19 protein-coding genes, 1 pseudogene and 1 riboswitch are annotated in these 21,464 nt (G+C 37.1%); of the genes and pseudogenes, 7 read left to right on the top strand and 13 right to left on the bottom strand.

Features of this window, described 5'->3' with window-relative positions; genetic code table 11:
- Positions 1–3: 3 nt before the first annotated feature.
- Entirely contained in the window at positions 4–1,155 is a 1,152-nt protein-coding gene (locus tag AA980_RS07520) for a BMP family lipoprotein (RefSeq protein ID WP_024027237.1), read from the bottom strand.
- A 119-nt stretch (positions 1,156–1,274) separates the two neighbouring features.
- Positions 1,275–1,376: riboswitch (purine riboswitch) on the bottom strand.
- 262 nt (positions 1,377–1,638) lie between these two features.
- Here AA980_RS07520 and AA980_RS07515 point away from each other — a divergent pair.
- Positions 1,639–2,400: a DeoR/GlpR family DNA-binding transcription regulator gene (locus AA980_RS07515; RefSeq protein WP_024027238.1), complete on the top strand. Its 762-nt coding sequence runs from the start codon at positions 1,639–1,641 to the stop codon at positions 2,398–2,400.
- 21 nt (positions 2,401–2,421) lie between these two features.
- Complete coding sequence (locus AA980_RS07510) at positions 2,422–3,816, top strand: M24 family metallopeptidase (protein ID WP_024027239.1); 1,395 nt, start codon at positions 2,422–2,424, stop codon at positions 3,814–3,816.
- A 51-nt stretch (positions 3,817–3,867) separates the two neighbouring features.
- Here AA980_RS07510 and AA980_RS07505 read toward each other — a convergent pair whose 3' ends face one another.
- From AA980_RS07505 to AA980_RS07485, 5 genes are all read right to left on the bottom strand, one after another.
- Complete coding sequence (locus tag AA980_RS07505; protein ID WP_024027240.1) at positions 3,868–4,884, bottom strand: oxidoreductase; 1,017 nt, start codon at positions 4,882–4,884, stop codon at positions 3,868–3,870.
- A gap of 141 nt (positions 4,885–5,025) precedes the next feature.
- Positions 5,026–5,937: a PTS system mannose/fructose/sorbose family transporter subunit IID gene (locus AA980_RS07500; protein ID WP_024027241.1), complete on the bottom strand. Its 912-nt coding sequence runs from the start codon at positions 5,935–5,937 to the stop codon at positions 5,026–5,028.
- Between the two features lie 19 nt (positions 5,938–5,956).
- Positions 5,957–6,763: a PTS mannose/fructose/sorbose transporter subunit IIC gene (locus AA980_RS07495; RefSeq protein ID WP_034723404.1), complete on the bottom strand. Its 807-nt coding sequence runs from the start codon at positions 6,761–6,763 to the stop codon at positions 5,957–5,959.
- A 28-nt stretch (positions 6,764–6,791) separates the two neighbouring features.
- On the bottom strand, positions 6,792–7,766 hold the full coding sequence (locus AA980_RS07490) for a mannose/fructose/sorbose PTS transporter subunit IIA (RefSeq protein ID WP_024027243.1): 975 nt from the start codon (positions 7,764–7,766) through the stop codon (positions 6,792–6,794).
- Between the two features lie 489 nt (positions 7,767–8,255).
- The gene (locus tag AA980_RS07485) at positions 8,256–8,627 is read right to left on the bottom strand and encodes a DUF956 family protein (protein ID WP_024027244.1); all 372 of its coding nucleotides are present in this window, start codon (positions 8,625–8,627) and stop codon (positions 8,256–8,258) included.
- A 288-nt stretch (positions 8,628–8,915) separates the two neighbouring features.
- Between AA980_RS07485 and AA980_RS07480 the strand changes: the two genes are divergently transcribed.
- Positions 8,916–10,082, top strand: coding sequence for an MFS transporter (locus AA980_RS07480; protein ID WP_024027245.1), 1,167 nt, complete (start codon positions 8,916–8,918; stop codon positions 10,080–10,082).
- Positions 10,083–10,144: 62 nt separating this feature from the next.
- Here the strand turns inward: AA980_RS07480 and AA980_RS07475 are convergent, their stop codons facing one another.
- The 6 genes from AA980_RS07475 to AA980_RS07450 all read right to left on the bottom strand — a co-directional run bounded on the left by AA980_RS07475 (position 10,145) and on the right by AA980_RS07450 (position 15,961).
- Entirely contained in the window at positions 10,145–10,699 is a 555-nt protein-coding gene (locus tag AA980_RS07475) for an NADPH-dependent FMN reductase (RefSeq protein WP_024027246.1), read from the bottom strand.
- 24 nt (positions 10,700–10,723) lie between these two features.
- Positions 10,724–11,095, bottom strand: a complete 372-nt coding sequence (locus AA980_RS07470) for a winged helix-turn-helix transcriptional regulator (protein ID WP_024027247.1) — start codon at positions 11,093–11,095, stop codon at positions 10,724–10,726.
- 81 nt (positions 11,096–11,176) lie between these two features.
- A complete protein-coding gene (locus tag AA980_RS07465; RefSeq protein WP_024027248.1) occupies positions 11,177–12,019 on the bottom strand; it encodes a pirin family protein in 843 nt (280 codons plus the stop codon).
- A gap of 419 nt (positions 12,020–12,438) precedes the next feature.
- Positions 12,439–13,026: a 50S ribosomal protein L25 gene (locus tag AA980_RS07460; protein ID WP_024027249.1), complete on the bottom strand. Its 588-nt coding sequence runs from the start codon at positions 13,024–13,026 to the stop codon at positions 12,439–12,441.
- Positions 13,027–13,276: 250 nt separating this feature from the next.
- A complete protein-coding gene (locus tag AA980_RS07455; RefSeq protein WP_024027250.1) occupies positions 13,277–14,668 on the bottom strand; it encodes a VanZ family protein in 1,392 nt (463 codons plus the stop codon).
- Between the two features lie 156 nt (positions 14,669–14,824).
- Positions 14,825–15,961 carry an SEC-C metal-binding domain-containing protein gene (locus AA980_RS07450; RefSeq protein WP_024027251.1) on the bottom strand — a complete coding sequence of 379 codons (1,137 nt, stop codon included), beginning with the start codon at positions 15,959–15,961 and terminating at the stop codon, positions 14,825–14,827.
- A 616-nt stretch (positions 15,962–16,577) separates the two neighbouring features.
- Here AA980_RS07450 and AA980_RS07445 point away from each other — a divergent pair.
- The 4 genes and pseudogenes from AA980_RS07445 (at position 16,578) to AA980_RS07435 (ending at position 19,457) form a co-directional block, all read left to right on the top strand.
- Complete coding sequence (locus tag AA980_RS07445) at positions 16,578–17,939, top strand: cytochrome ubiquinol oxidase subunit I (protein ID WP_024027252.1); 1,362 nt, start codon at positions 16,578–16,580, stop codon at positions 17,937–17,939.
- Between the two features lie 12 nt (positions 17,940–17,951).
- Complete coding sequence (locus tag AA980_RS07440) at positions 17,952–18,989, top strand: cytochrome d ubiquinol oxidase subunit II (RefSeq protein WP_024027253.1); 1,038 nt, start codon at positions 17,952–17,954, stop codon at positions 18,987–18,989.
- A gap of 19 nt (positions 18,990–19,008) precedes the next feature.
- Positions 19,009–19,118: pseudogene (locus AA980_RS27750) on the top strand (spore photoproduct lyase family protein); the annotation flags it as partial.
- A 99-nt stretch (positions 19,119–19,217) separates the two neighbouring features.
- Positions 19,218–19,457 (top strand): YusG family protein, encoded by a 240-nt coding sequence (locus AA980_RS07435; RefSeq protein WP_024027254.1) that lies wholly within the window; start codon positions 19,218–19,220, stop codon positions 19,455–19,457.
- A 331-nt stretch (positions 19,458–19,788) separates the two neighbouring features.
- Here AA980_RS07435 and AA980_RS07430 read toward each other — a convergent pair whose 3' ends face one another.
- The gene (locus AA980_RS07430) at positions 19,789–21,060 is read right to left on the bottom strand and encodes a RidA family protein (protein WP_024027255.1); all 1,272 of its coding nucleotides are present in this window, start codon (positions 21,058–21,060) and stop codon (positions 19,789–19,791) included.
- Between the last annotated feature and the right edge of the window lie 404 nt (positions 21,061–21,464).

Here is a 21,464-nt window from a genome sequence, read left to right as displayed (position 1 = left end):
ATATTATAATCCTGGAAACTTTTCTGGAGTATGACCATTAAAATTAGATGCAGGTACGATTGTACCATCTTTAACTAACTCGTAAGCTTCATTCAATTTACTAAGTGTATCCTCTGATAATTGCTGACGTCCTTCTTCTTTTATAAAACCAGTTGAATCTGTATCTGCATAAAGAACGACATTTCCACCTTTAAAGGTTCCATCAACAACAGCGTTTAATGCCTTTTCAATATTCATACTCATGAATTTTACTCCAGATGTTAATACGATATTTTTAGAACCATTTACACCGTCATCATATTGGTCAACATCCACACCAATTACTTTTACGTCGCCTTTAGCTTCTTTAACTGCTGTGAATACACCATTGCCAGTACCGCCTGCTGCAACAAAGATGATATCTACATCCTGTTTAATTAAGGCATTTCCGATCACTTTTCCAGTTGCTTCATCTGCAAAGGATCCTGCATAATTACCACCTACATCTGTACCATTTACATCATTACCTGCATAACCGGATAATTCAACAAGTTTAACATTTTTTCCAAAAACCTTATTAGCATAATGTACACCAGACTCAAAGCCAAATTGATAATTTACATTTGAAGGATACGCGATACCATTTACAACCGCTACTTTATTTGATTTTGTTTCCAATGCTGCAGCCATTCCTGCAAAAAAGCCGCTTTCTTGTTCAGCGAAATTCATCGCATAGATATTTTCGAATTTTTTCTGGTCACCTACAGGTGCGGGCTCAGAGTCATTTAAAATAAATATTTTATCAGGATTTTCTACAGCAATACTAGAAACTCCAGCAAATTGAAATCCAGGTGTTACAATCACATCGTAATCTGCCACAATATCAGCAACAGCTTGCACAGCCGCAGCAGGATCACCAGTTTCTTCTTTAACAGCTTTTACTGTTGCTGTTGGATGATTTTCAATAAATTTTAATATACCGTTATAGTTATCTTCATTAAAGCTGCCATCATCTACGCCTGAAGGGCTTGTTACAATGGCAATTTTTAATCCGTCTTTACCTGCTTCAGCCTTAGCTTTCTTGTCATTAGCTGAGTCATTTCCGCATGCTGCCATAACAACCGTCATTAAAGCCATGAATACGATCATTGCAATTTTTTTAGTACTTTTTTTCATTGAAAGAATCCTCCCTGTGTATCATGTTGAATTGTTTTGTAAAAATAAAAAAGCACCGAATTACACCGGTGCTTGACTTCAGGAAGGTATAATGGAAATAAGGAATACGTTTATCTCCATGGGTATATACACAACCTCGTAGTCAAGCTATTTATGGTAGCTTGGTAGAAACTTTCGGGCCATATCCCCAATATTATACGAGAATAATATTTAATTTTTACAAATTCATCGTAACATCAGAAATTCCAACTGTCAACAAAACACGAATATTTTTTAAAAAAGAATAATTAATATTCGTTATTTTTGTGATTACGACTTATTCGTGAGCAGATGATGAATAAAGAAAGAATTTGAAAACAAAATCTACGCTAAATATAAATCACCCTGCAATCATTTGCAATATTTCTTTTAATCACAAATAAAAGTTGCAAAAGATTGCATTTTATTGCAACTCAGCTTAAGCTATATACGAGGTGGTGTTTTATGCTAATCGAAGAAAGACTTGAAAAAGAAATGAAGATCATTGAAGAAAATAAGAGCGTGACAATAGAAAGCCTTGCTGAAGCACTACGAGTTTCAAAAGATACGATACGAAGAGACTTAATTAAATTAGAAAAAAAGAATGTTATCAGAAGAATACATGGGGGCGCAGCGTTAGCTAGTAAAGAGGCTCTTATTTTTAATTACTCAGAAAGAGCAAATCAGGAAAACACTATTAAGGAAAAAATTGCAGAAAAGACTGCTAAATTAGTCAAAGATTATTCATCGGTTATTTTTGATTCGTCTACAACCGTGGAGGCTGTTATTCCTAAATTAAACGGGCAAAGTTTGAAAGGGATTACCAATTCTCTTACTCATGCTATTCTTCTTGCTAAAAATGAAAGGACAAGTGTTTCAGTTCTTCCTGGCAAACTTAATAATGAACAGTTGTTTTTATATGGGGCAGATACGGTGGATAAAATTAGACAATACAGTGCTGACTATACATTATTAGGGGTTTTTGCAATTTCCGAAAAGGGCTTGTTTATTCATACCGAGGAGGAAGGGCTGGTTAAACGGGCAATGGTTCAAAGAGGGAACAAGGTAATTGCTTTAGCAGATCATACAAAAATTGATACAACGGGGTATTTCAAAATATGTTCCCTCGATGAAATTGATATATTGGTTACTGATAAGATGCCGGAGCTTAAGTTTGTGGAGTCTTTAGCTCAAAATAATGTAGATCTTGTAGTTACCGAAGAATGAAAAGAATAGGAGAATACGTTTATGAACATTAAGAAACAAGTACTATTGAAGGAAATAGAACAGCCTGAAATTTATGAAAATGTTTCTCCAGTTTACTTAACGGACGAGACGATCAACGAAAGAAAAGAAAAACTTCTTCAATTAATGAAAAAAGAAGAGTTTGATGTGCTGGTGATTTACGCTGATAAAGAACATGGAAGTAATTTTGAATACTTGACGGGTTTTATTCCAAGATTTGAAGAAGCTGTTTTTGTAATGAAAAACAATGGAGAATGTTCATATATTTTGGGGAATGAAAATCTAAAAATGGCAAAACATGCTCGTACAATGGGTACTGTTTATCCTTTTTCACTTTTTTCTTTGCCTAATCAACCAATGAACGATGATCATCCATTAGAAATGATATTGGATCAAATTAATTTCTCAACGAGTAAAAAGATTGGTCTTGTTGGATGGAAAATGTTTACTACAAAAGCACAAGATAACGATACTTTATTTGAAATTCCTCATTTTATTGTTGAGGCAGTACGAAATGCAAAGCATGATTCTGCAAAGATTGCCAATGCATCTTACATATTTATAGGAGGAGATATTGGGATTAGGACAACAAATAATTCTAATGAAATTGCTCATTATGAATATGGGGCAAACCTTGCTTCATCTTGTATGCTAAAAGCTTTGAATGCGATTGATATAGATGTTAAAGAAACCTTTCTAGGGAACATTCTGAATGCAGATGGGCAAACAAATAATGTGGTTACGATTGCGGCTACTGGCAAGCGTTTTGAATATGCAAACGTTTATCCTACTAATAAAAGGACCAAATTAGGAGATCCTCTATCATTAACAACTGGCTATAAGGGCGGTCTGACTAGCAGAACTGGGTTTATTGTTGAAAATAATGAACAACTCCCTTCTACTCAAAAGGATTATTTAGATAAAGTCGCAATTCCTTATTATCAGACTGTTGTCTATTGGTTAGAGAACATTAAAATAGGGATGTCTGGTGGAACCTTTTACGAGTTAATTGAAGGAGTCTATCCGAAAGAAAAGTACAATTGGCAGTTAAACCCCGGTCATCTTGTTTCCGACGAAGAATGGATGTCTTCACCGATATACCCAGATTCAATTGAAGAACTGAAAAGCGGCATGATTTTTCAAATTGACATTATCCCTTCCATTGAAGGCTATGCTGGTGTTAGTGCAGAAGATACCATTGCTCTTGCAAATGAAGAATTAAGAAATAAGCTTAAAGACGAATACCCACATTTATGGAAGAGAATTCAAAACCGAAGAAATTACATTCAAGAACAGCTAAACATCAATCTATCGGAAGAAGTACTTCCTCTATCAAACACTGTTGGTTATTATAGACCATATTTACTAACGAAAAATAAGGCATTAGCCTCTGAATAAGGCAAAATAAAAGGTCTTCATCCATTCGGGATGAAAGACCTTTCTTTCATTTTACTTTAAATTTTTTACTCCAGTTTCTAATATTTCCATTTGCCGTAGTGTCTGTTCATCTGTAATAGTTTTATCATTACCATTTATGATGGATTCATATATATCATCATATACTCTTCCATAATCACCATTTACGGATTTCACTGTTTCTTCGTGGATTGTTCCTTCTTCATCAATATATGTGAGTACACCATAATGTTTTATTGTATCTATCCCAAAGTCTTTGTTATCAGGCATATAAAATAACTTTAAATGTTCTTCCTGACGATCTTTGGTTTCTTTCACAAAGCATCCCTTTTTGCCATGAACGACGAAGCTAGGCCTTTCTTTCAGTCGAAAATAACTGGATTTTACAGATACTTTTAACTTACCGTAATATAAATCCAAATCAAAATAATCATTCATTCTTCCTTGGCCCAATAATTGTCTTACATCATAATGGATATGATCTGGCTGGCCAAAGTAGCTGATAACCTGATCTAGTGTATGACAGCCATGTCCGTATAAAAATGACTCTGCGGGATTAAAGGAATGAGCAGACTCAGGTACTTCGGGACGATAATAGTCATAATGCATTTCCACTTCCAGCAAGTCCCCTAATTTCCCTTCTTCGATGACTTTTTGAACGGTTAAAAAGTCACTATCAAAACGCCTATTTTGATAAGCCTGGACAATTAATCCTTTCTCACTTGCCATTGCAAATATTTCTTTTGCCTGTTCTGAGGTTTCCATAAAAGGCTTTTCAATCAAACAGTGCTTATTATGCTTTAATACTAATTTTGCGTATTCGTAATGACTGTCAGTTCTTGTGCAAACTACTATGAGTTGAATGTCTTTGTCATTTAATAGTTCATCTAAATCAGAAGTATAATTAACCCCTGCAATCCTTTCCCAACTTTCATGCTTAGGATTTCTTTGATAAATAGTTTTTACCTTTATATTCTCTCTTTGCAGTACGAACGGCAGATGATATCTGTTCGTGCTTTTTCCATTTCCAATATAACCAATAGTAAGCATAATAGCCCCCTAAGATTTATTTATAGAAAAGCACCTCCATAAATTGATAGGTTTATCAAAACTAGGAGGTGCTGCTCAATTTGTATGAGTTGATAATACAGGCCTGATCTTTAAAAAAAGCCTAGGCAAGAGTCAATATTATTACATTAAGTGTACTAAGTGGAAGACAATACCTACTACGAACAATCCAAGAATCATAACGATTGGAGAAACTTTCTTCTTAAGGAGCCACATACAAAGGAATGTGATCAACAATCCAGCTAAACCAGGAATTAAGCTGTCCAAGTTGGCTTGTAACGTAGTTACTTTAACAGGTTCTAATGAAAGACCACTAGCTTGTTGTTGTAAAGCAGTTTTAATCCCTTCTGCTCCAGCAGGTAATTTATCCCAGTCAATATAAGCGCCTTTGGATAGTTTAACTTCGGATACCACTGGCGCAAATTGTACAGATACCCAACGGTTAACTAATGAACCGAGGATGAACATACCCAGAATGGATGCACCCTTCGTAATATCTTGAAGTATTCCGCCAGATAAGTCGTCAGTAATTTTAGAACCAGCTTTGTAACCAAATTCTTGCGTATACCACGTGAATCCCATACGAATGAGATTCCATAAAACGAAGAAAATAATCGGCCCAAGGATGTTACCGGTCAAAGCAAGAGAAGCGCCTAACGCACCAAGGATTGGTCTAACCGTGAACCAGAAAACCGGATCACCGATACCTGCTAAAGGTCCCATCATACCGACTTTAACCCCTTGAATGGCTGTGTCGTCAACCGGCGCACCATTTGCACGTTCTTCTTCAAGCGCTAAAGTTACACCAATAATAGGTGAAGCTACATATGGGTGAGTATTAAAGAATTCTAAATGACGTTTTAGTGCAGCAGAACGATCTTCTTTCGTTTTATATAATCGTTTGATTGCGGGAATCATCGTATATGCCCAACCACCGTTTTGCATACGTTCATAGTTCCAAGAACCTTGAATGAATGTAGAACGCCACCAAACAGAAATACGATCTTTTTTTGATAATCTCAATTCATTTGCCATTTTTCTGTCCTCCTCCTTCTTAGTAATTATCAATAATATCGCCTAGCGGATCACCAGTGTTTCCATTTCCGCCCTTACCTGAACCGCCTTGTTTAGAAAGCGCTATATAGATAAGTGCAAGAGCCACACCGATAGCACCTAAACCGATAAGTGTGATTTGTGAAACAGTCGCTAATACGAAACCAATTGCGAAGAATGGCCATACTTCTTTTGTAGCCATCATGTTAATAACCATTGCATAACCAACGGCTACGACCATTCCCCCACCGATTGCTAAACCGTCTGTCAACCATATTGGCATAGATGTGAGTAATTCTCTAACCGGACCTGCACCAATAGCTATAATTAATGCAGCCGGAATGGCAATACGTAACCCCTGCATGCAGATAGCAACGATTTGCCAAAATTCAACTTTTCTTATGTTTCCTTCTTGAGCTGCAGCATCCATAAAGTGTACGATTGCTGTTGCAAGTGTACGCACGATAATTGTTAATAAAAGGCCAGCAACTGCAAGCGGAACAGCAATTGCAATTGCAGAAGCTACACCAGCTTTACCTTGTCCACCTAAAACTAAAATAATTGCGGATGCAACTGAGGCTAACGCAGCATCAGGTGCTACGGCAGCTCCGATGTTTGCCCAACCTAAAGCGATCAATTGAAGAGTACCACCTAAGATAAGACATGGTACTAAGTTTCCTGTAACTAAGCCAATTAACGTACAAGCAACGAGTGGTTGGTGGAATTGGAATTCATCCAAAATTCCTTCCATACCAGCTAAAAATGCTACGATAAAGACTAATATTATTTGAATCATATTCAAATCCATGTTTATTAATCCTCCGTTTTCTCTGGATTTATTTTTGTTTGTTTAACTCTTCTTGAGCCTTCTTGATAATTTCGCCCATATCGCCTTTTGAATCGTTCGGAACTTTCCGTACATCGAAGTTCAACCCAAGTTCTTTTAATTTAGCGAAAGCATTAATGTCATCTTGGTTAAAGGCCAACACCTTATTCGGTTGAACCTTGCCAGGTGAGTGTGCCATAGAACCAACGTTGATTGTCTTCAATGGAACGCCACCTTCAACCGCTCTAAGCGCATCTTGCGGGTTTTCGAAAAGAAGTAACGCGCGCTGACCGCCGAAGTGTTGTTCATCTTTTGCAAGTTCGATCATTTTTTTGACAGGAACAACGTGTGCCTTTACACCCGGAGGAGCAGCCTGTTGGATCAATTTCTTACGAAGGTCATCCTTAGCTACTGCATCAGATACAACGATGATACGTGTAGGCTGTGTTGTTTTTGTCCAAGAAGTCGCTACCTGTCCATGAAGTAAACGAGAGTCGATACGTGCTAACACGTATTCAAATTTACCAGGGGCTCCTGCATTAGATGGTTTAGCAGCAGCTTTAGTAGTTGCTGTTGGTGCTGGTTCTAATTCCTCAGGTTTTACTTTTACCCCTTCTTTAGCTGTGCCTAAAATATGCGCGGCAATTTCATGCGCGGTGTTCATTGAGAAGCGTGATGCAAAAGCTTCAATCAACATTGGCAAGTTCATACCAGCAACGATTGCCCATTTGTCTTTGTGGTCTTCAAGCATGCTGTTAGCTTGGTTGAAAGGAGTTCCACCCCAAAGATCGACTAAGAATAATACTTCGTCTTGGTTGTCGAAAGAGGCGATTGCTTCTTTCATTTTTGCCTTTACATCTTCAGGTCCTTCGCTCGGCATTAATGTAACAGCTTTTACATTTTCTTGTACTCCAAAGATCATCTCTCCAGATTGCAAGATGCCATTGGCAAATTCACCATGAGTAGCAATGATAATTCCTACCATCCTTTTCCCTCCTATAAGTTTTTTTAGCTCATCTAAAGCGATTACAGTTTCACAAAAACAACAAAAAAGGCATGAGCGAAAAAGTCGATTAAATGAAGATATGGGTATAGAATACCCCCTTATACTTCATTTGAATCAATACTTTTCACTCATGCCTGATCGAATCAGTAACACGTAAAAATAATAACGTTAGCTATTTAATTTTATTTTGCAAACACTGTAATTGAAGGGATTGCTGCATCACTTCAATGAGCTCCCATCTAAGATTATAGCACACCGAATATTTCTTTCAAGAGGTAAATTGTTTTTTCTGGTTCTTCCGCCTTAGGTCAATCTCCCCCCCAAAGGGATTTTCCGGTCTTTTTCTTCATTTAGACCTTTTTTGCAAAGGTAAAAAAATTTACTTTAATTTGTAAACGGTCAATTGGTTAACAATTATGGATTTGTCCCAACAAAAAAAGACAAGTTCCAACCTGTCTTGTAAAGCTATTACTTTTTATTTTTACTCTTCAAGCCGCGTTTGATAACATCAAGGAAACTTAACGATTGGACCATTTGATTCGGATCAACGTATTCACGAATTGTTCGCAAAACCTTTTTTGGGTCTTTAGAAGAAAATGTATACATCCCATTTCGCTTAGTTTGAATCGTATAACGTGGAATCCATTTCCCTTTGAACATGACTGAAGCGATCACACGATCTACTTCTTCCCAAGGAATTTGAATAAACTTGCGAACATCACGATTATTGAAGAATTCAAATCCTTTGTCTCCGACCATAATTTTACCATATTCCGCAATTCCCATTTGGGAGGTTGCATCAATAACTAAATCGACTTTTGCATTGATTGATTGGACCATTTGATTGACTCCATTTCTTTCTTTTACTAATAAGTATAAACAATTTTTCACTTTAAGCAAAAAATACTTGGGACAAGTTCGAGCAAAATTCTCTATGTGAGCAAAATGTTCACACTTTTTTTAAAAATTCGAGTGGTGACAGGCCCAATTTGAAGGAATTCCTATTTTGCGATTCAATCAGATTTAATAAAATAGCATCTGTTATTGTGACATTATTATCTAATTCTTGAGTAATCTTTCATCAAAAGATAGTATATAGTTTGAGATATAATTAGGAAGGAAGACAACATGGATAAGCGTATTTATTTTTTAATGATCATATCCTTTATAATAGGTCTGGTTGAACTGATCATTAGCGGGATTTTAGATTTGATTGCAGAGGATTTACATGTAAGCATCGGCCAAGCTGGTTTACTGATTACTGTTTTTGCTGTCATTTTTGCAGTTGCATCGCCAATTTTACTTGTCATGACAGCTAAAATAGAAAGAAAACGGCTATCATTAGTTTGCTTGTACATCTTTTTAATTGGTTGTATCGTTACAGTATTTGCACCTACTTTTTCTATTTTGTTTATTGGAAGAATTATTTTAGCGTTAAGTGGAGCGCTATTAATCATATTGTGTTTAGTTATGGCTCCTAGCTTAGTAGGAGAACAATATAAAGGTAGAGCCATTGGGATTGTCTCTATGGGAGTAAGTGCTTCGTTAGTTTTAGGAGTGCCTATTGGGATTATTATTGGAAGTAATTTTGGCTGGAGAGCACCATTCATCCTTATAACTGTATTGACGGCATTGTCAATTATTGGCGTTCATGTATTAATGGGACGTATAGAACCAAAACCTCAAATTCCGTTGAGGCAGCAGCTTGTGGCATTTAAAAATCACAAAATTACATTAGGACTGACAACGACATTCCTCTACATGACCGGCCATACGATTATGTATGCCTATTTTAAGCCTTATTTAGAAGCAACCACTGATTTTAATGCTAATTGGGTTAGTGTCATCTATTTAATTTTTGGTTTTGCTGCTGTATGCGGTGGAGGGATTGGCGGTGTAATGGCAGATTTTCTGGGCTCAAGAAAAACAATGGTTATTGCTCTAGTAGTATTTAGTACTTTATTCTTTGTATTTCCATATACAACAGATTTCTATCCAGGATTTTTCATCATCATTATCGTATGGGGGATTCTTAGTTGGGCAATTTCACCGGCAATGCAATCATATTTGATTGAAACAGCGCCTGAATCATCGGAAATTCAGCAAAGCTTGAATAATTCAGCTCTTCATTTAGGTGTTGCTGTTGGTTCAGTGATTGGTGCTGGAATTGTAGATACACTTTCAGTCGAAGTAAATCCATTTGCAGGTGGAATATTCATCATCTTATCATTCATTACTGTCGTCATTTCTATAAGCAGTAAAATGCCTTCTTATAAAACAAAGAGCGCAACCTGAGTTTTATGAAAAGAACACGATCAAATCGTGTTCTTTCCAATTCGAAATCGAACATTTAAGTCTTAATGTGCTTCAGACTTTACGAAATCAATAAAAGCCTCTACTTTACTATCTAAGAAACTAAGTGTCCCTTCATCCACCAATTGCCCTGCTTGTTCATCAAACTTCTGATGAGCAAAACCAATCAGTACCTCATTTCCTCCTGGAGGAAGGATCTTTGCCTGAATACCAGGAGCTGCTAGAATTTCACGCAAATGCATTTGAGCACGAACGGTTCCGAGCATTCCAGGAGTCGCACCAAGAGCCATGACTGCTTTACCAATAAATACCTTATCCACTCTAGAAGCCCAATCTAGAGCGTTCTTTATAACGCCAGGAATGGACCAATTGTATTCTGGGGTAATGATGATAACCCCATCTGCACTTGCGACTGACTCTTTGAATTTTTTTACTGCCTGCGGTGGGTTGTTTTCCTCATCTTGGTCAAAATGAGGCAGGGAACGAATGTCTGCTATTTCAATCTCTATTTTATCCTTGTAACGGTCTTGCATTGTTTTTGCTAGGTGCATGTTATAAGATTCTTTTCTTAAACTTCCTACGATTGTGAAAATCTTCATGATTGAATACCTCCGATAATATTGTTAATCATCTTTGTCATTTTGATTGTCAGTACCTTGACTGAACAGCGTTTGTGTTTTCCTTTGAAGATGGGCTTCTCCCCATTCATGCATCATTTCTAAAATGGTTTGAAGGGACTTTCCGTATTCTGTCATGGAATATTCCACTTTTGGCGGAACTTGAGGATACACTACCCTTTCAACAATGCCTTCCTGTTCAAGATCTCTAAGATGAGAAGTCAACACTTTCTGGGTAACACCAGGCATAACATGTTTCAGTTCGCTAAACCGCATCGTCCCATAATGAATCAAATTTAGCATGATGGCAATTTTCCATTTCCCAATTATCATGTCCATCGTAGTTGCTACTCTGCAATGATCGGGTTTATTGTCCATTGTTTTGCCTCCATTAAAAAGCATGATTATCAATGCTTGAGATGATTACTTTTAGATTAAATTTTGTCTTTACTCACTAATCTAGTCCAAGAAAGTCCCGTTTCTATAATCAATGTAGGCTTGAAGAATTTCTTCTTCCGTATTCATCACAAATGGACCCTTTGCAACAACAGGTTCTCCAATCGGCTCTCCAGCATACAGCATCACATGCATGTCTTCTTCAGCTTTTATTTTAATATCACTTTTTTCAGCATGATTCCCTGAACCAAGCCACAATACCTCACCAGCTTTACCGGATGTATGCTCGGAGCCAAAAGTGCCTGAACCTTTTAGAACATATAAGAATCCATTATAGGAGCCTGGGATTTCTGGGGTAATTTCACTTCCTGATTCCATTTTGAATTCAACCATCGTTACTGGAGTTATATTCAATGTTGGTGCAGTTAAACCATTTACTGAACCTGAGAATACCTTAGTAGAGACACCATTTTCCACTTTATGTTGCATGCCGTCTGTTCGAAGATCCTGATAACGTGCTGCCGTCATTTTTTGTTTGGCTGGAATGTTGACCCAAAGTTGAAGCAGGTTAACCAGCTCTCCACCAGCAGCATCTTCAACGTGCTCAACGCCTCTGCCAGCTGTCATCCATTGTGCATCCCCAGGGTGAAGAACGCCTCGCCCATGTTTGCTATCAAAATGATTTAGGTTGCCGTCAATCATATAGGTTACCGTTTCAATTCCACGGTGAGGGTGGACTCCAAAGACACCGCTTCGCATGTGGTCATGTGCCATTAACAAAAAGGGATCATGTTTTTCCCAGTGTCCTGGTTCAATTACCCAAGCCATTGTATGAATATTACTATTACGTTGGAATTCAGGAGTGTATTTATGACTAATTGTTCTATTGTAAACGTGGCTACTCATCATTGATTCCTCCTTTGAACTTGTTTAAAGTCGATACAATGTGCTGTTCTCTACAGAATCTATTATCTAACCTAAGTATCAGAATGTTAAGTAGGCACTTTAATGTGGGGTAGTTTCTTTGAAGAAACTATGGTTTTAGGTCATACTGACGATCAAATTACGAAAAATGTGTATCTCCACGTAACCAAAGAAATCAAAAAAAAAAGCCTCTCAAAAGTTCGCTGAACTCATGAGAAGCCTAAAGTATTGCTGCTTTGATTTTTTTATTGGAAAAACAATTCATTTTAAATGCTTAAAAAAAGTATTGACATAGTTTTCCGGTTTATTTATAATTCTAAACGGTAATTTTAAATATGCTAAGCTTGGCAGAGCATTAGCATAGAGGGATATTTGTTGCAGAAAGTATTAAGACGAACTCTTTAAACCTCAACTGCACTTATATCCTCTTCTTCCTCTGTGTTTTTCACATAGTCAATCATTATTATAGTTTCTTCATTCTCATTATTGATCGTAAAGTTATTATAATCCTTTTTAAGATCTGCTACTCGTACAGTCCGGCCGATTTCAAAATCAGTGATATCAATTTCAATATTATCAGGGATATCATTAGCTTTAGCAGTTATATTCAATTCGTGAAGAAGTTGTTTCACTATTCCCCCGGCTTTCTCGCCATTCGATGTTCCCTTTAGAATTACACTCACTTTAGTGTCGATTTCAGTGTGCTGATTAACTTGAAGGAAGTCTATATGAAGAATCTCCTTTTTGACTGGGTCATTTTGGTAGTCTCTTAAAATAACATTTGTTGATTTTCCATCAAGATTAAGAGTCATTATGCCATTTCTACCAACAGCTTTTATCACTTTTAGTAAATCTGCGTTTTTAATAGAAATAGATTTTGTATTAATCTCCCTACCATAAACAACTGCAGGAATCTCTCCACTATTTTTCAATTTCCTCAAAGAACCTTTTTTAAAGTCTTTTCTTTCTTGAGCTACTAACGTATTCACTTTACTTCCACCTTTCTTTTTATTTGAATCTTAGACTTTCATTTTTATAGGTATGTCTAAGAATTACCTTACAATTCAAGTATAGCTTATCAATTCTTTTATTTCATGGAAAAGGCCTATTCAAGAGATCTATCCACAAAATGGCAGGAAATATCTTAAACTCGGGACAGGAGGACAGGGGAACTATCCTAAATAATGGAAAAACAAGGACGAGGGGCCAATCCCCTCGTCCCGTCAGCAATAAAGTCTTTTAAATTCCCGGAATTAAGATAGTCATATCGTTTCCATCTACTGTACTATGGAAAGCATAAACAGGTTGATAATAGCCTTTGGAATCTAAATAGTAGCTTATTTCCACTTTATCGATATGTATGGTTTCTATCATTTTATTTTTAGAGTAATATTGAAATTTACCATCTAAAATTTCTTTATATGCTTCTTTTTCGCTCTTTATTTGAATATCCCTTACCTTGTCATAGGTTATTAATTGATTTGCAATATCCTTCACTGTATCGTCGTTATAATAACTTACCGTTAAAGAACCATCTATTAGCTGATTTTCTATTACCTTTTTATCTACCTTCCACTCATAAGTACCAGTCTCGACTTTTCGAAAATGCGAGTCTTGTGGAATATCTATGCCGAATTTTGTTAAGTTTTCTTCTAAGGTTTCCTCTTCTACATCTTTTGGCTCTTTATCCTCGTCAAAGCTGGAAAAATCCGTATAACGATAACTTCCATCTAAGAATTGAAACCAGATATTATGAGATCTATCACTTCCAATCCAATAAACACCTTCATCCGGATAGGAAATGACCTCCATATTCGTGGAGTCCAGATGGATTCTTTCGGAAAAATTTGTAACAAAATTATCAGCAGCAGCCTTTGTATAGCTCGGTGCTCTATAAACTGGAACTGTTATTCTATTATCGTTGAACTGTACATCAATGGTGGTTGTTGCTTGTGTCATATCAGCTCTATGAATTGGCACAATCGAGAGATTCCCAAACTCCTTAAAATGGTAATACGTAAAAATGCTTCCGAATGAGAGGACTACTAGAAATAAAGGTGAAAGATAGAAAAATGATTGCCTTTTCCCCTTTGCTTTTATTGGGAAGAAGCACATAATGATACCGTATCCAATGATTGCACCCAATAGATTATTAAAAAGATCATCCACTTCAAAAATCCCAGTTCCCGTCATTAATTGGAAACTTTCAATGGAAAGAGTAAATAACAATGCCGCTCCGATTGTCCAAATAGCTCTTTGAAAACGTGGACGTAATAATGGCAAAAGGATACCAAACGGTACAAACATGAGTATATTTAAACACACAAACTGCCAATGCCTTACACTAAAACTATACCAAGCTTCTCTATATGAACTAAGAAAAGATAAATTCATCTCGCCCTGATAGTTTGAACCTCTGTTCAAAAAGGTCACTCCAATTACCATGATGATATATCCAGTAAACATTCCCCCAAACAGTATTTTCTTCTTGGTAAGTTCTTTCTTCCCTCCAAAAAGTTTTCTATATACAATGAAATACCCTATAAAAAAAATAAGCCCTAAAACAATTACTGCTATTAATGCTAGAAAAAAATATTCCCTAACTATCCCCATGATTTCTTGTAATCTCATTTTCCTTCTCCCTAATACAAAGCCATAAAATTGTCTTAATTGTCTCTTATCTAGTTGCACCAGATACTTTAGCTACTGCAAAAATTTGTATATTTCTGGAAATGCCGCCCAGTTAACATTTGACATGATTGGTCTTTTTTATCGCCGTCTAGATTTTCAATTTCCACAACATTTCTTAAATTTCTTCCCGCTCCCACATGGACATGGATCGTTTCTGCCAATCTTTTGACGGGTTTGGAGACTAATGACCTCTCCTTTTTTATTAGGCGAAGGTAGTAATGCCTTCTTCTCATGCGCAGATAGCTCTACTGATGTATATCCCTTTAAATACCATTTCCTCGTATTATTCATAAGAAGAACAAGGTCATCCATCAATCTTTGTATAGCTTCTAAGCTTTCGAATGTCAGTTTCGTCTGTATATATTGAAGAAGCTGACTTGGTGGATGGCCTAATTTCACATGGATAATACAGTCCTCTACGAACTCTATCGCCTCTTGTTTTGGCATCCGATACTCCTTCGTAAATAGCGTTAAAAGTTGAGAATAACCCTTTGGACGCTCCACATAGTCCGTTTCACCAGCTTCAAGCAGCTGTTTCTTCGAGAATGGATAGTAGTCTATATTCTTTCTAGATGCTTGCTCCTCTAAAACATCTAAAGGGTCTAGCACTTCCCAGTAAGAATAGCCGTATCTGTCAATGTGAATTTCCTGGTAGTATTCTATCGCATCATAAATAACATAATTGAAGGCAAGGTAATCTGGGCGAATAGGCGTATATTTCTCAACTAAATTCAATAGCTTGTCATGCGGCACTGTTCCATAATAGTAGAGTAAACCGCGGGTTATCTTAATCCATTCCGTATTCCGCTTGACTTCTGCAAGTATCGCTTCGTCTTGAACGATCTCTCCTAGAGAAGGCAATAATTCCAAAGGGATCATGATGATTGGATCGCCATTCTGAACACCAGTAAACATAAAACCAGTTTTAGGAAAATACTCCATCTCTTCTATTTCTACATTTTTTGCGCTAATGACTCCATTACTAGAAATAATATTTTTTATTAAAAATAATTGTCGCTCATCGAACTGGCTGATAATATTTCTTAGAAGAAAAGGGATTGCCTCTGCCAAATATTGAATTAATTCCGCCTTTTTCAAGGAACTTATATTTTTGATTTGCAGCTTTTTCCGAATGTCCTGAAGATCTGTCAACTTTAATACGGATAGCCCTTCCTTTAATGAAGCTATTCCAGTGACTTTATTCTTTTGATTCTTGTTTTTATTTACTTCCATTTTATCCTCCCTTTACATCAGCTCTCTTAATATGGCTTTTATTTTTACTTTTACCAAAAAGGCCCATTGCCGGACTGATTTTACGGCATTATTATTTTTAACCTTTTATACCGCTTTATTTTCAACGTGGACATATACTTACGCAATACTTTTATTAATTGTTCTAGTGTTTTTAATCCATTTTCTTTCGTTATCTTGCTTATTATATCTTCTATAGATTGCTATTTCCAATGTTGTCTAGCATTAGGCTGAGATATTGGTTATGGAGCTAATGATAAGTTCAACTAAAATGATGACTTCTGTTAGCAATAAAAACACCTGCATGTAAACCAAAATATAAAAGAGGCATCTCGAAGTTTGGACAACTAATGAAAAGCCTCTTTTTAATTTACATTATGTTAGCGACATTGGGGTAAGTCCCCAACTGAACTAAAGCTTTAATGCGCCGGGGGACTGACCCCATACGCCAGAAGTTGTTTCACTAAAGCCGACGAGTTCAACAAAAGGTAGCTATTATAGCTTCAAGTAAAATCGTCTTTCGGTACAACATTACATATTATCCAATAAATTGGGAATGATTATTTAAGACGATTAACCCTGGGAGGACGAATTGATTATGGACGATCTATTAGTAGCCCGTTCTTTATTTGGTACGACAATGGCATTTCATATTATATTTGCAACTATAGGAGTAGGGTTGCCATTTATGATTTTGACTGCTGAGCTGCTTTACCAAAAAACGAAAGATCAAGATTATGTTGTAATGGCTAAGCGTTGGACAAAGGCATTTGCCGTCTTACTTGGAGTTGGTATACCGACTGGAACTATAGCCGGAGTCCAACTCTCGTTACTTTGGCCTGGTTTTATGGAAGTGATAGGCCGGGTAATGCCGCTTCCTTTTCAAATTGAAATATATGCTTTTTTTATAGAGGCTCTTTTTATGTCTATCTATGTATATGCTGCAGAAAGAATTGCTCCTTGGATGAGAATAGTAAGCTTAATACTAGTCGCTATGGGTGCACTAGCTTCAGCTGTATTGATTACAAATGTCCATGCCTTTCAGGGTACTCCTGCAGGATTCCGATATGAAAATGGTGAATTTTTAGACATTAATCCTTGGGCTGCTTTTTTTAACCCCAGCTTCTTTGTAACTGCTGGGCACGTTGCGTTGTCTGCCTACGTTGTGGGAGCTTTTGTTGTCTGTTCTGTTGCCGCTTTTAAAATGATGAAACATGAATCTGGATCAAGAGTTTACTTGTTTCACCAAAAGGCACTTAGGCTGAGTTTAGTAGTAGGGGGTATTTTTGCTTTCTTAACTGCGATAAATGGACATTCTGCTGCTCAATATTTACATGAATACCAACCAGAAAAGCTAGCTGCTGCAGAGGGATTATTTGAAACACAATCACATGCCCCACTTGCCATCGGTGGTTTTACCGATCGAGAAACACAAGAAATAAAATGGGCAATTGAAATTCCTTGGGCGCTAAGCTTTCTTGCTGGAAATAGCTTTGATACGGTCGTTGTTGGTTTGAATGATTTTCCAGAGGAGCTTTGGCCGCCATTATTTATACATACTCTTTTTAACGCAATGGTTGGAATTGGTTCATTGCTTATACTAATCCCTATCTTCATGTATGCCTGGAGGAAACTATTAAAAAAGAAGCATTACCCGAAAATCATGCTTTGGACACTAGTTACTACAGGTCCATTGGCCGTACTTGCGATTGAATTTGGATGGGTTTTTGCGTGTACGGGCCGCCAGCCATGGGTGATATACAGGATCTTATCAACAGCTGAGTCAGCCACAACTGCGACGAACTTAAGTACATTATTCATATTGTTTATTTTTGTTTACATGATTTTGGCGCTTGCGGTTGTGTTTGTATTGTTATACTTCTTTAGAAAAAACACAGAATTGGATGATATAGAGCGTGCAGAAAAGAAAACGGTCCCTTTGTTCAGTTCAAATTCATAGGAGGATATGCAAATGGCTAATGCTCTGATTGCGATTACCGTGCTATGGGGGTTTGTCTTTATTTATGCTGTCATGGCAACAATGGACTTCGGTGCTGGCTTTTGGTCAATGATTTACATTAATCGAAAAAAAACGAAAGCAACCGATATTGCCAATAGATATCTATCACCCACTTGGGAAGTGACTAATACATTTATTGTTGCATTAGTTGTAGCTGTCTATAGTCTTTTTCCAAATGCAGCCTATACTCTAGGCACTATACTGATCATTCCCGGAAGTATAATCCTGCTTTTACTTGCTTTGCGAAGCGCATTTTTAGTATTTTCAAATATCGCAATCGAGTATAAAAAGCCATTGACGTACATATCAGGTATTGCAGGAATACTAATTCCTGGTCTTTTAATTAGTGTATTGCCAATAACGCATGGGGAATTTGTTGATTACATGAATGGTACAGCGAATTTAAATTTATTTAGGCTTTTTACAAGCCCCAATGTTTATGCATTTATTGGCTTTGCAATCAGTAGTACTCTTTTTCTCTCGTCTTTATTGTTAGCGGATTACTCGAAAGCATCTAATGAAATGGAGGCATATCGAGTATACCTTCGCGATGGGAAAATTTTAGGACCCATTTCCTTACTCATGGCCTTTCTCATTATGCTTACCTTACCAAATGATGCTGAGTGGCTATACAATAGAATGATGGACGACCTTCCACTTTTACTTATTTCTGTTGGCTTCTTTTTGATTATAGGGATCGGATTGTATGCCCCATTTTCTTTTCAGAGAGGGGTCAAGGGGATGCCAAGACTCTCTGTTATTGCAGTGACGCTCCAATACCTAATTGCAAGTTATGTATATGGGAAAGCACATTTGCCTTATATCATCTATCCTAATGTGACAATTCAGTCGGCTTTTACAGATCCTAATTCATTTAGAGCTGTATTTATTACCTACATTATAGGGTTCGCAATTCTCTTTCCTGGCTTTATTTATTTTTGGAGTTTATTTATGAATGATAAACGATATTTACGGCAAAAGGTTAAATAGTATATAGAGCAATATTAAATATGTTTGTACATATGTGAATATTGACGAGATTCTTGATCCAGAGGATAAATATATGGAAGAACGCTCTCTCGATTTGACTAGGTTGAGGCATCCTGTACATTCGATCTCGGACTAGAGGCTTCCTTTTCTTTTTCCGTAAAAGCCCTAATAATAATCTGGCTAATCAGGGAATACTATCTCCAGAGACTCTTTGAAAGGATGAATCATGTGGTTTTAAAACAACAGAAAATAGACGTTACGGACCGTGTAGTAGGAAAATTAAAAAATGGCGAGATTGAACTTTATTTAGAAAATGAGAAAATCGGAAACATTCAATTGCCTAATGGGTATTCAATCCAAATGGACCATCATTTCGAAACAGACGAACAAAAAATATTTCAGCATGTGACAACTACCGAACATCCACAAGCTAGATACACCGATTGTGATGAAAGCGGTTGGTGTTAAGAGAACAGCGGGACCTTTCCGCTGTTTTTTTGCTGACTTTTAATAAAGATAATTCCAAAGTTTAGGTATCACCGTCTTTAAAAACTCAATCGCATAGATTCGCAAGCTAACCCAGTTTTTTTGTTATGCCCGGAAACTAAAAAAGCATCAAGCTTTCTGCCATAATCGGCTAAAATCTCGATGCTTTTTCATCTATGCTGTTAAAAGAAGGAAGCTGTCTCAATTTTCATTTGAGACAGCTTCTTTTAATGACTTGAATATGCGATTTCGCATTCAACCTCGGCATTAACAAATAACGTTGATCGTTCCTGTATTTACAAACAAATGCCTGTTATGCTTTTGGAGGTGTTCCTTCAGCATTTCCTACAACTACATCGATTTGGATTAACGCATCTTCAGGTAATGCTGATACGCCAACTGTTCTTCGTGCAGGAACTCCACCTGGGAAGAATGTTTTGTAAACTTCGTCTACAGCATCCATATCCGCGATATTTTTAACGAAGATATTTACTTTAACGACATCGTCCATAACGTGGTCGATACTTTCAACAATTGCCTTAACATTTTTCAAGCACTGTTCAGCTTGCTCTTTTACGCCGCCATCTACCAATTGGCCAGTTTTTGGATCCAAAGGTAATTGAGCTGAAAGGTGATTGTAATGAGAGAACGCTACAGTTTGTGTAGACAGAGAACTCTTTGGTGCATTTTCAGTGTTGCGTGCCCAGATAACGATTCCATGTCTGTCTTCAACAGCTTGTGGAGGTGTACCATCTCCGTGTGACACCACTGCTTCCATTTGTACCAAAGCATCCATAGGTAGAGCTGAAGCTGCAACTACTGTCCGTGCAGGAACATATGCTACGGCCCTAGCGATAGCGGAGTCTGGGAAAAATGTTGAATAAACTTCGTTTACCGCTTCAATATCCGAAAGGTCTTTAAGGAAGATCGTCATTTTAACGATATCGTCAAAAGGAACGTCGATACTTTCTAAAATTGCCTTAATATTTTTCAAGCATTGTGCAGCCTGCTCTTGTACACCGCCAGTTACGAATCTGCCAGTTTTTGGATCGATCGGCAATTGAGCTGAAAGATAATTGTAATGAGAGAACGCTACAGTTTGTGTAGAAAGAGAACATGTTGGTGCATTTGCCGTGTTATTTGTAAGCTTAATGAGGTCGCCTGCTTGTGGAGCATTTGGAATTGTACCTTCACCGTGTGAAAGAAGTGCTTCAACTTGTACCATAGCATCCATAGGCAAAGCTGCAACTGCAACTGTTGTCCGTGCAGGAACATAAGTTGGGAAGAATGTTTTATAAACTTCGTCTACAGCGTCAACATCTTTAATATTCTTAACGAATACCGTGATTCTAACAATATCGCTCATAACATGATCGATGCTGTCTACAATTGCCTTGATATTTTTAAAGCACTGTTCAGTCTGCTCTTTTATACCACCAGCTACCAATTTACCAGTTGTGGGTTCGATAGGTAATTGCGCTGAAAGATTATTGTAATGAGAGAAAGCTACAGTTTGTGAATATAAACCGTTACCGTTTGGAGCATTTTCCGTATTTTTTGCTGATACTGCGTTATAGCCGCTCATGATGTATTCTCCTTTTAGATGTTTAATATTTATAACTCAAGTATGCACCGAAAAAACCGGTTTAATCCGTTTTTAAGCAAGTGATGTTTAGGTTTAGCCCGCAGCCTATGTATATCAAGACTTTAATGCCTAATTTCTGCTGCGAAACTTGAGTTAGTAACCACTCGAGTGGTAAGGTTGCAATTATAGCAGGCTTTCTTCATTACCACAAGGCGTACTTCCTTTAACCGTATATCCTTTATAAAGGGTACTTTGAAAAGTATCTACATTTTTTCTTCAATAACATAAGGAATTAACACCACATTCACTTAGGCATACACATAGTCACTGCTTGCCGAGGCAGATGTCTTACTTGAGCAGATTATGGACAGGCTTGATCATACCGATGATCAGAGCTCTGATAT

Source organism: Neobacillus vireti (assembly GCF_001026695.1).
Classification (GTDB): domain Bacteria; phylum Bacillota; class Bacilli; order Bacillales; family Cytobacillaceae; genus Neobacillus; species Neobacillus vireti.
This window is presented reverse-complemented; position numbering and strand designations above follow the sequence as displayed.

Bases quoted from the DNA above. Each gene is read 5' to 3' on its own strand.
- AA980_RS07520 (WP_024027237.1), bottom strand. From the start codon at position 1,155: ATGAAAAAAAGTACTAAAAAAATTGCAATGATCGTATTCATGGCTTTA.
- AA980_RS07515 (WP_024027238.1), top strand. From the start codon at position 1,639: ATGCTAATCGAAGAAAGACTTGAAAAAGAAATGAAGATCATTGAAGAA.
- AA980_RS07510 (WP_024027239.1), top strand. From the start codon at position 2,422: ATGAACATTAAGAAACAAGTACTATTGAAGGAAATAGAACAGCCTGAA.
- AA980_RS07505 (WP_024027240.1), bottom strand. From the start codon at position 4,884: ATGCTTACTATTGGTTATATTGGAAATGGAAAAAGCACGAACAGATAT.
- AA980_RS07500 (WP_024027241.1), bottom strand. From the start codon at position 5,937: ATGGCAAATGAATTGAGATTATCAAAAAAAGATCGTATTTCTGTTTGG.
- AA980_RS07495 (WP_034723404.1), bottom strand. From the start codon at position 6,763: ATGGATTTGAATATGATTCAAATAATATTAGTCTTTATCGTAGCATTT.
- AA980_RS07490 (WP_024027243.1), bottom strand. From the start codon at position 7,766: ATGGTAGGAATTATCATTGCTACTCATGGTGAATTTGCCAATGGCATC.
- AA980_RS07485 (WP_024027244.1), bottom strand. From the start codon at position 8,627: ATGGTCCAATCAATCAATGCAAAAGTCGATTTAGTTATTGATGCAACC.
- AA980_RS07480 (WP_024027245.1), top strand. From the start codon at position 8,916: ATGGATAAGCGTATTTATTTTTTAATGATCATATCCTTTATAATAGGT.
- AA980_RS07475 (WP_024027246.1), bottom strand. From the start codon at position 10,699: ATGAAGATTTTCACAATCGTAGGAAGTTTAAGAAAAGAATCTTATAAC.
- AA980_RS07470 (WP_024027247.1), bottom strand. From the start codon at position 11,095: ATGGACAATAAACCCGATCATTGCAGAGTAGCAACTACGATGGACATG.
- AA980_RS07465 (WP_024027248.1), bottom strand. From the start codon at position 12,019: ATGAGTAGCCACGTTTACAATAGAACAATTAGTCATAAATACACTCCT.
- AA980_RS07455 (WP_024027250.1), bottom strand. From the start codon at position 14,668: ATGAGATTACAAGAAATCATGGGGATAGTTAGGGAATATTTTTTTCTA.
- AA980_RS07450 (WP_024027251.1), bottom strand. From the start codon at position 15,961: ATGGAAGTAAATAAAAACAAGAATCAAAAGAATAAAGTCACTGGAATA.
- AA980_RS07445 (WP_024027252.1), top strand. From the start codon at position 16,578: ATGGACGATCTATTAGTAGCCCGTTCTTTATTTGGTACGACAATGGCA.
- AA980_RS07440 (WP_024027253.1), top strand. From the start codon at position 17,952: ATGGCTAATGCTCTGATTGCGATTACCGTGCTATGGGGGTTTGTCTTT.
- AA980_RS07430 (WP_024027255.1), bottom strand. From the start codon at position 21,060: ATGAGCGGCTATAACGCAGTATCAGCAAAAAATACGGAAAATGCTCCA.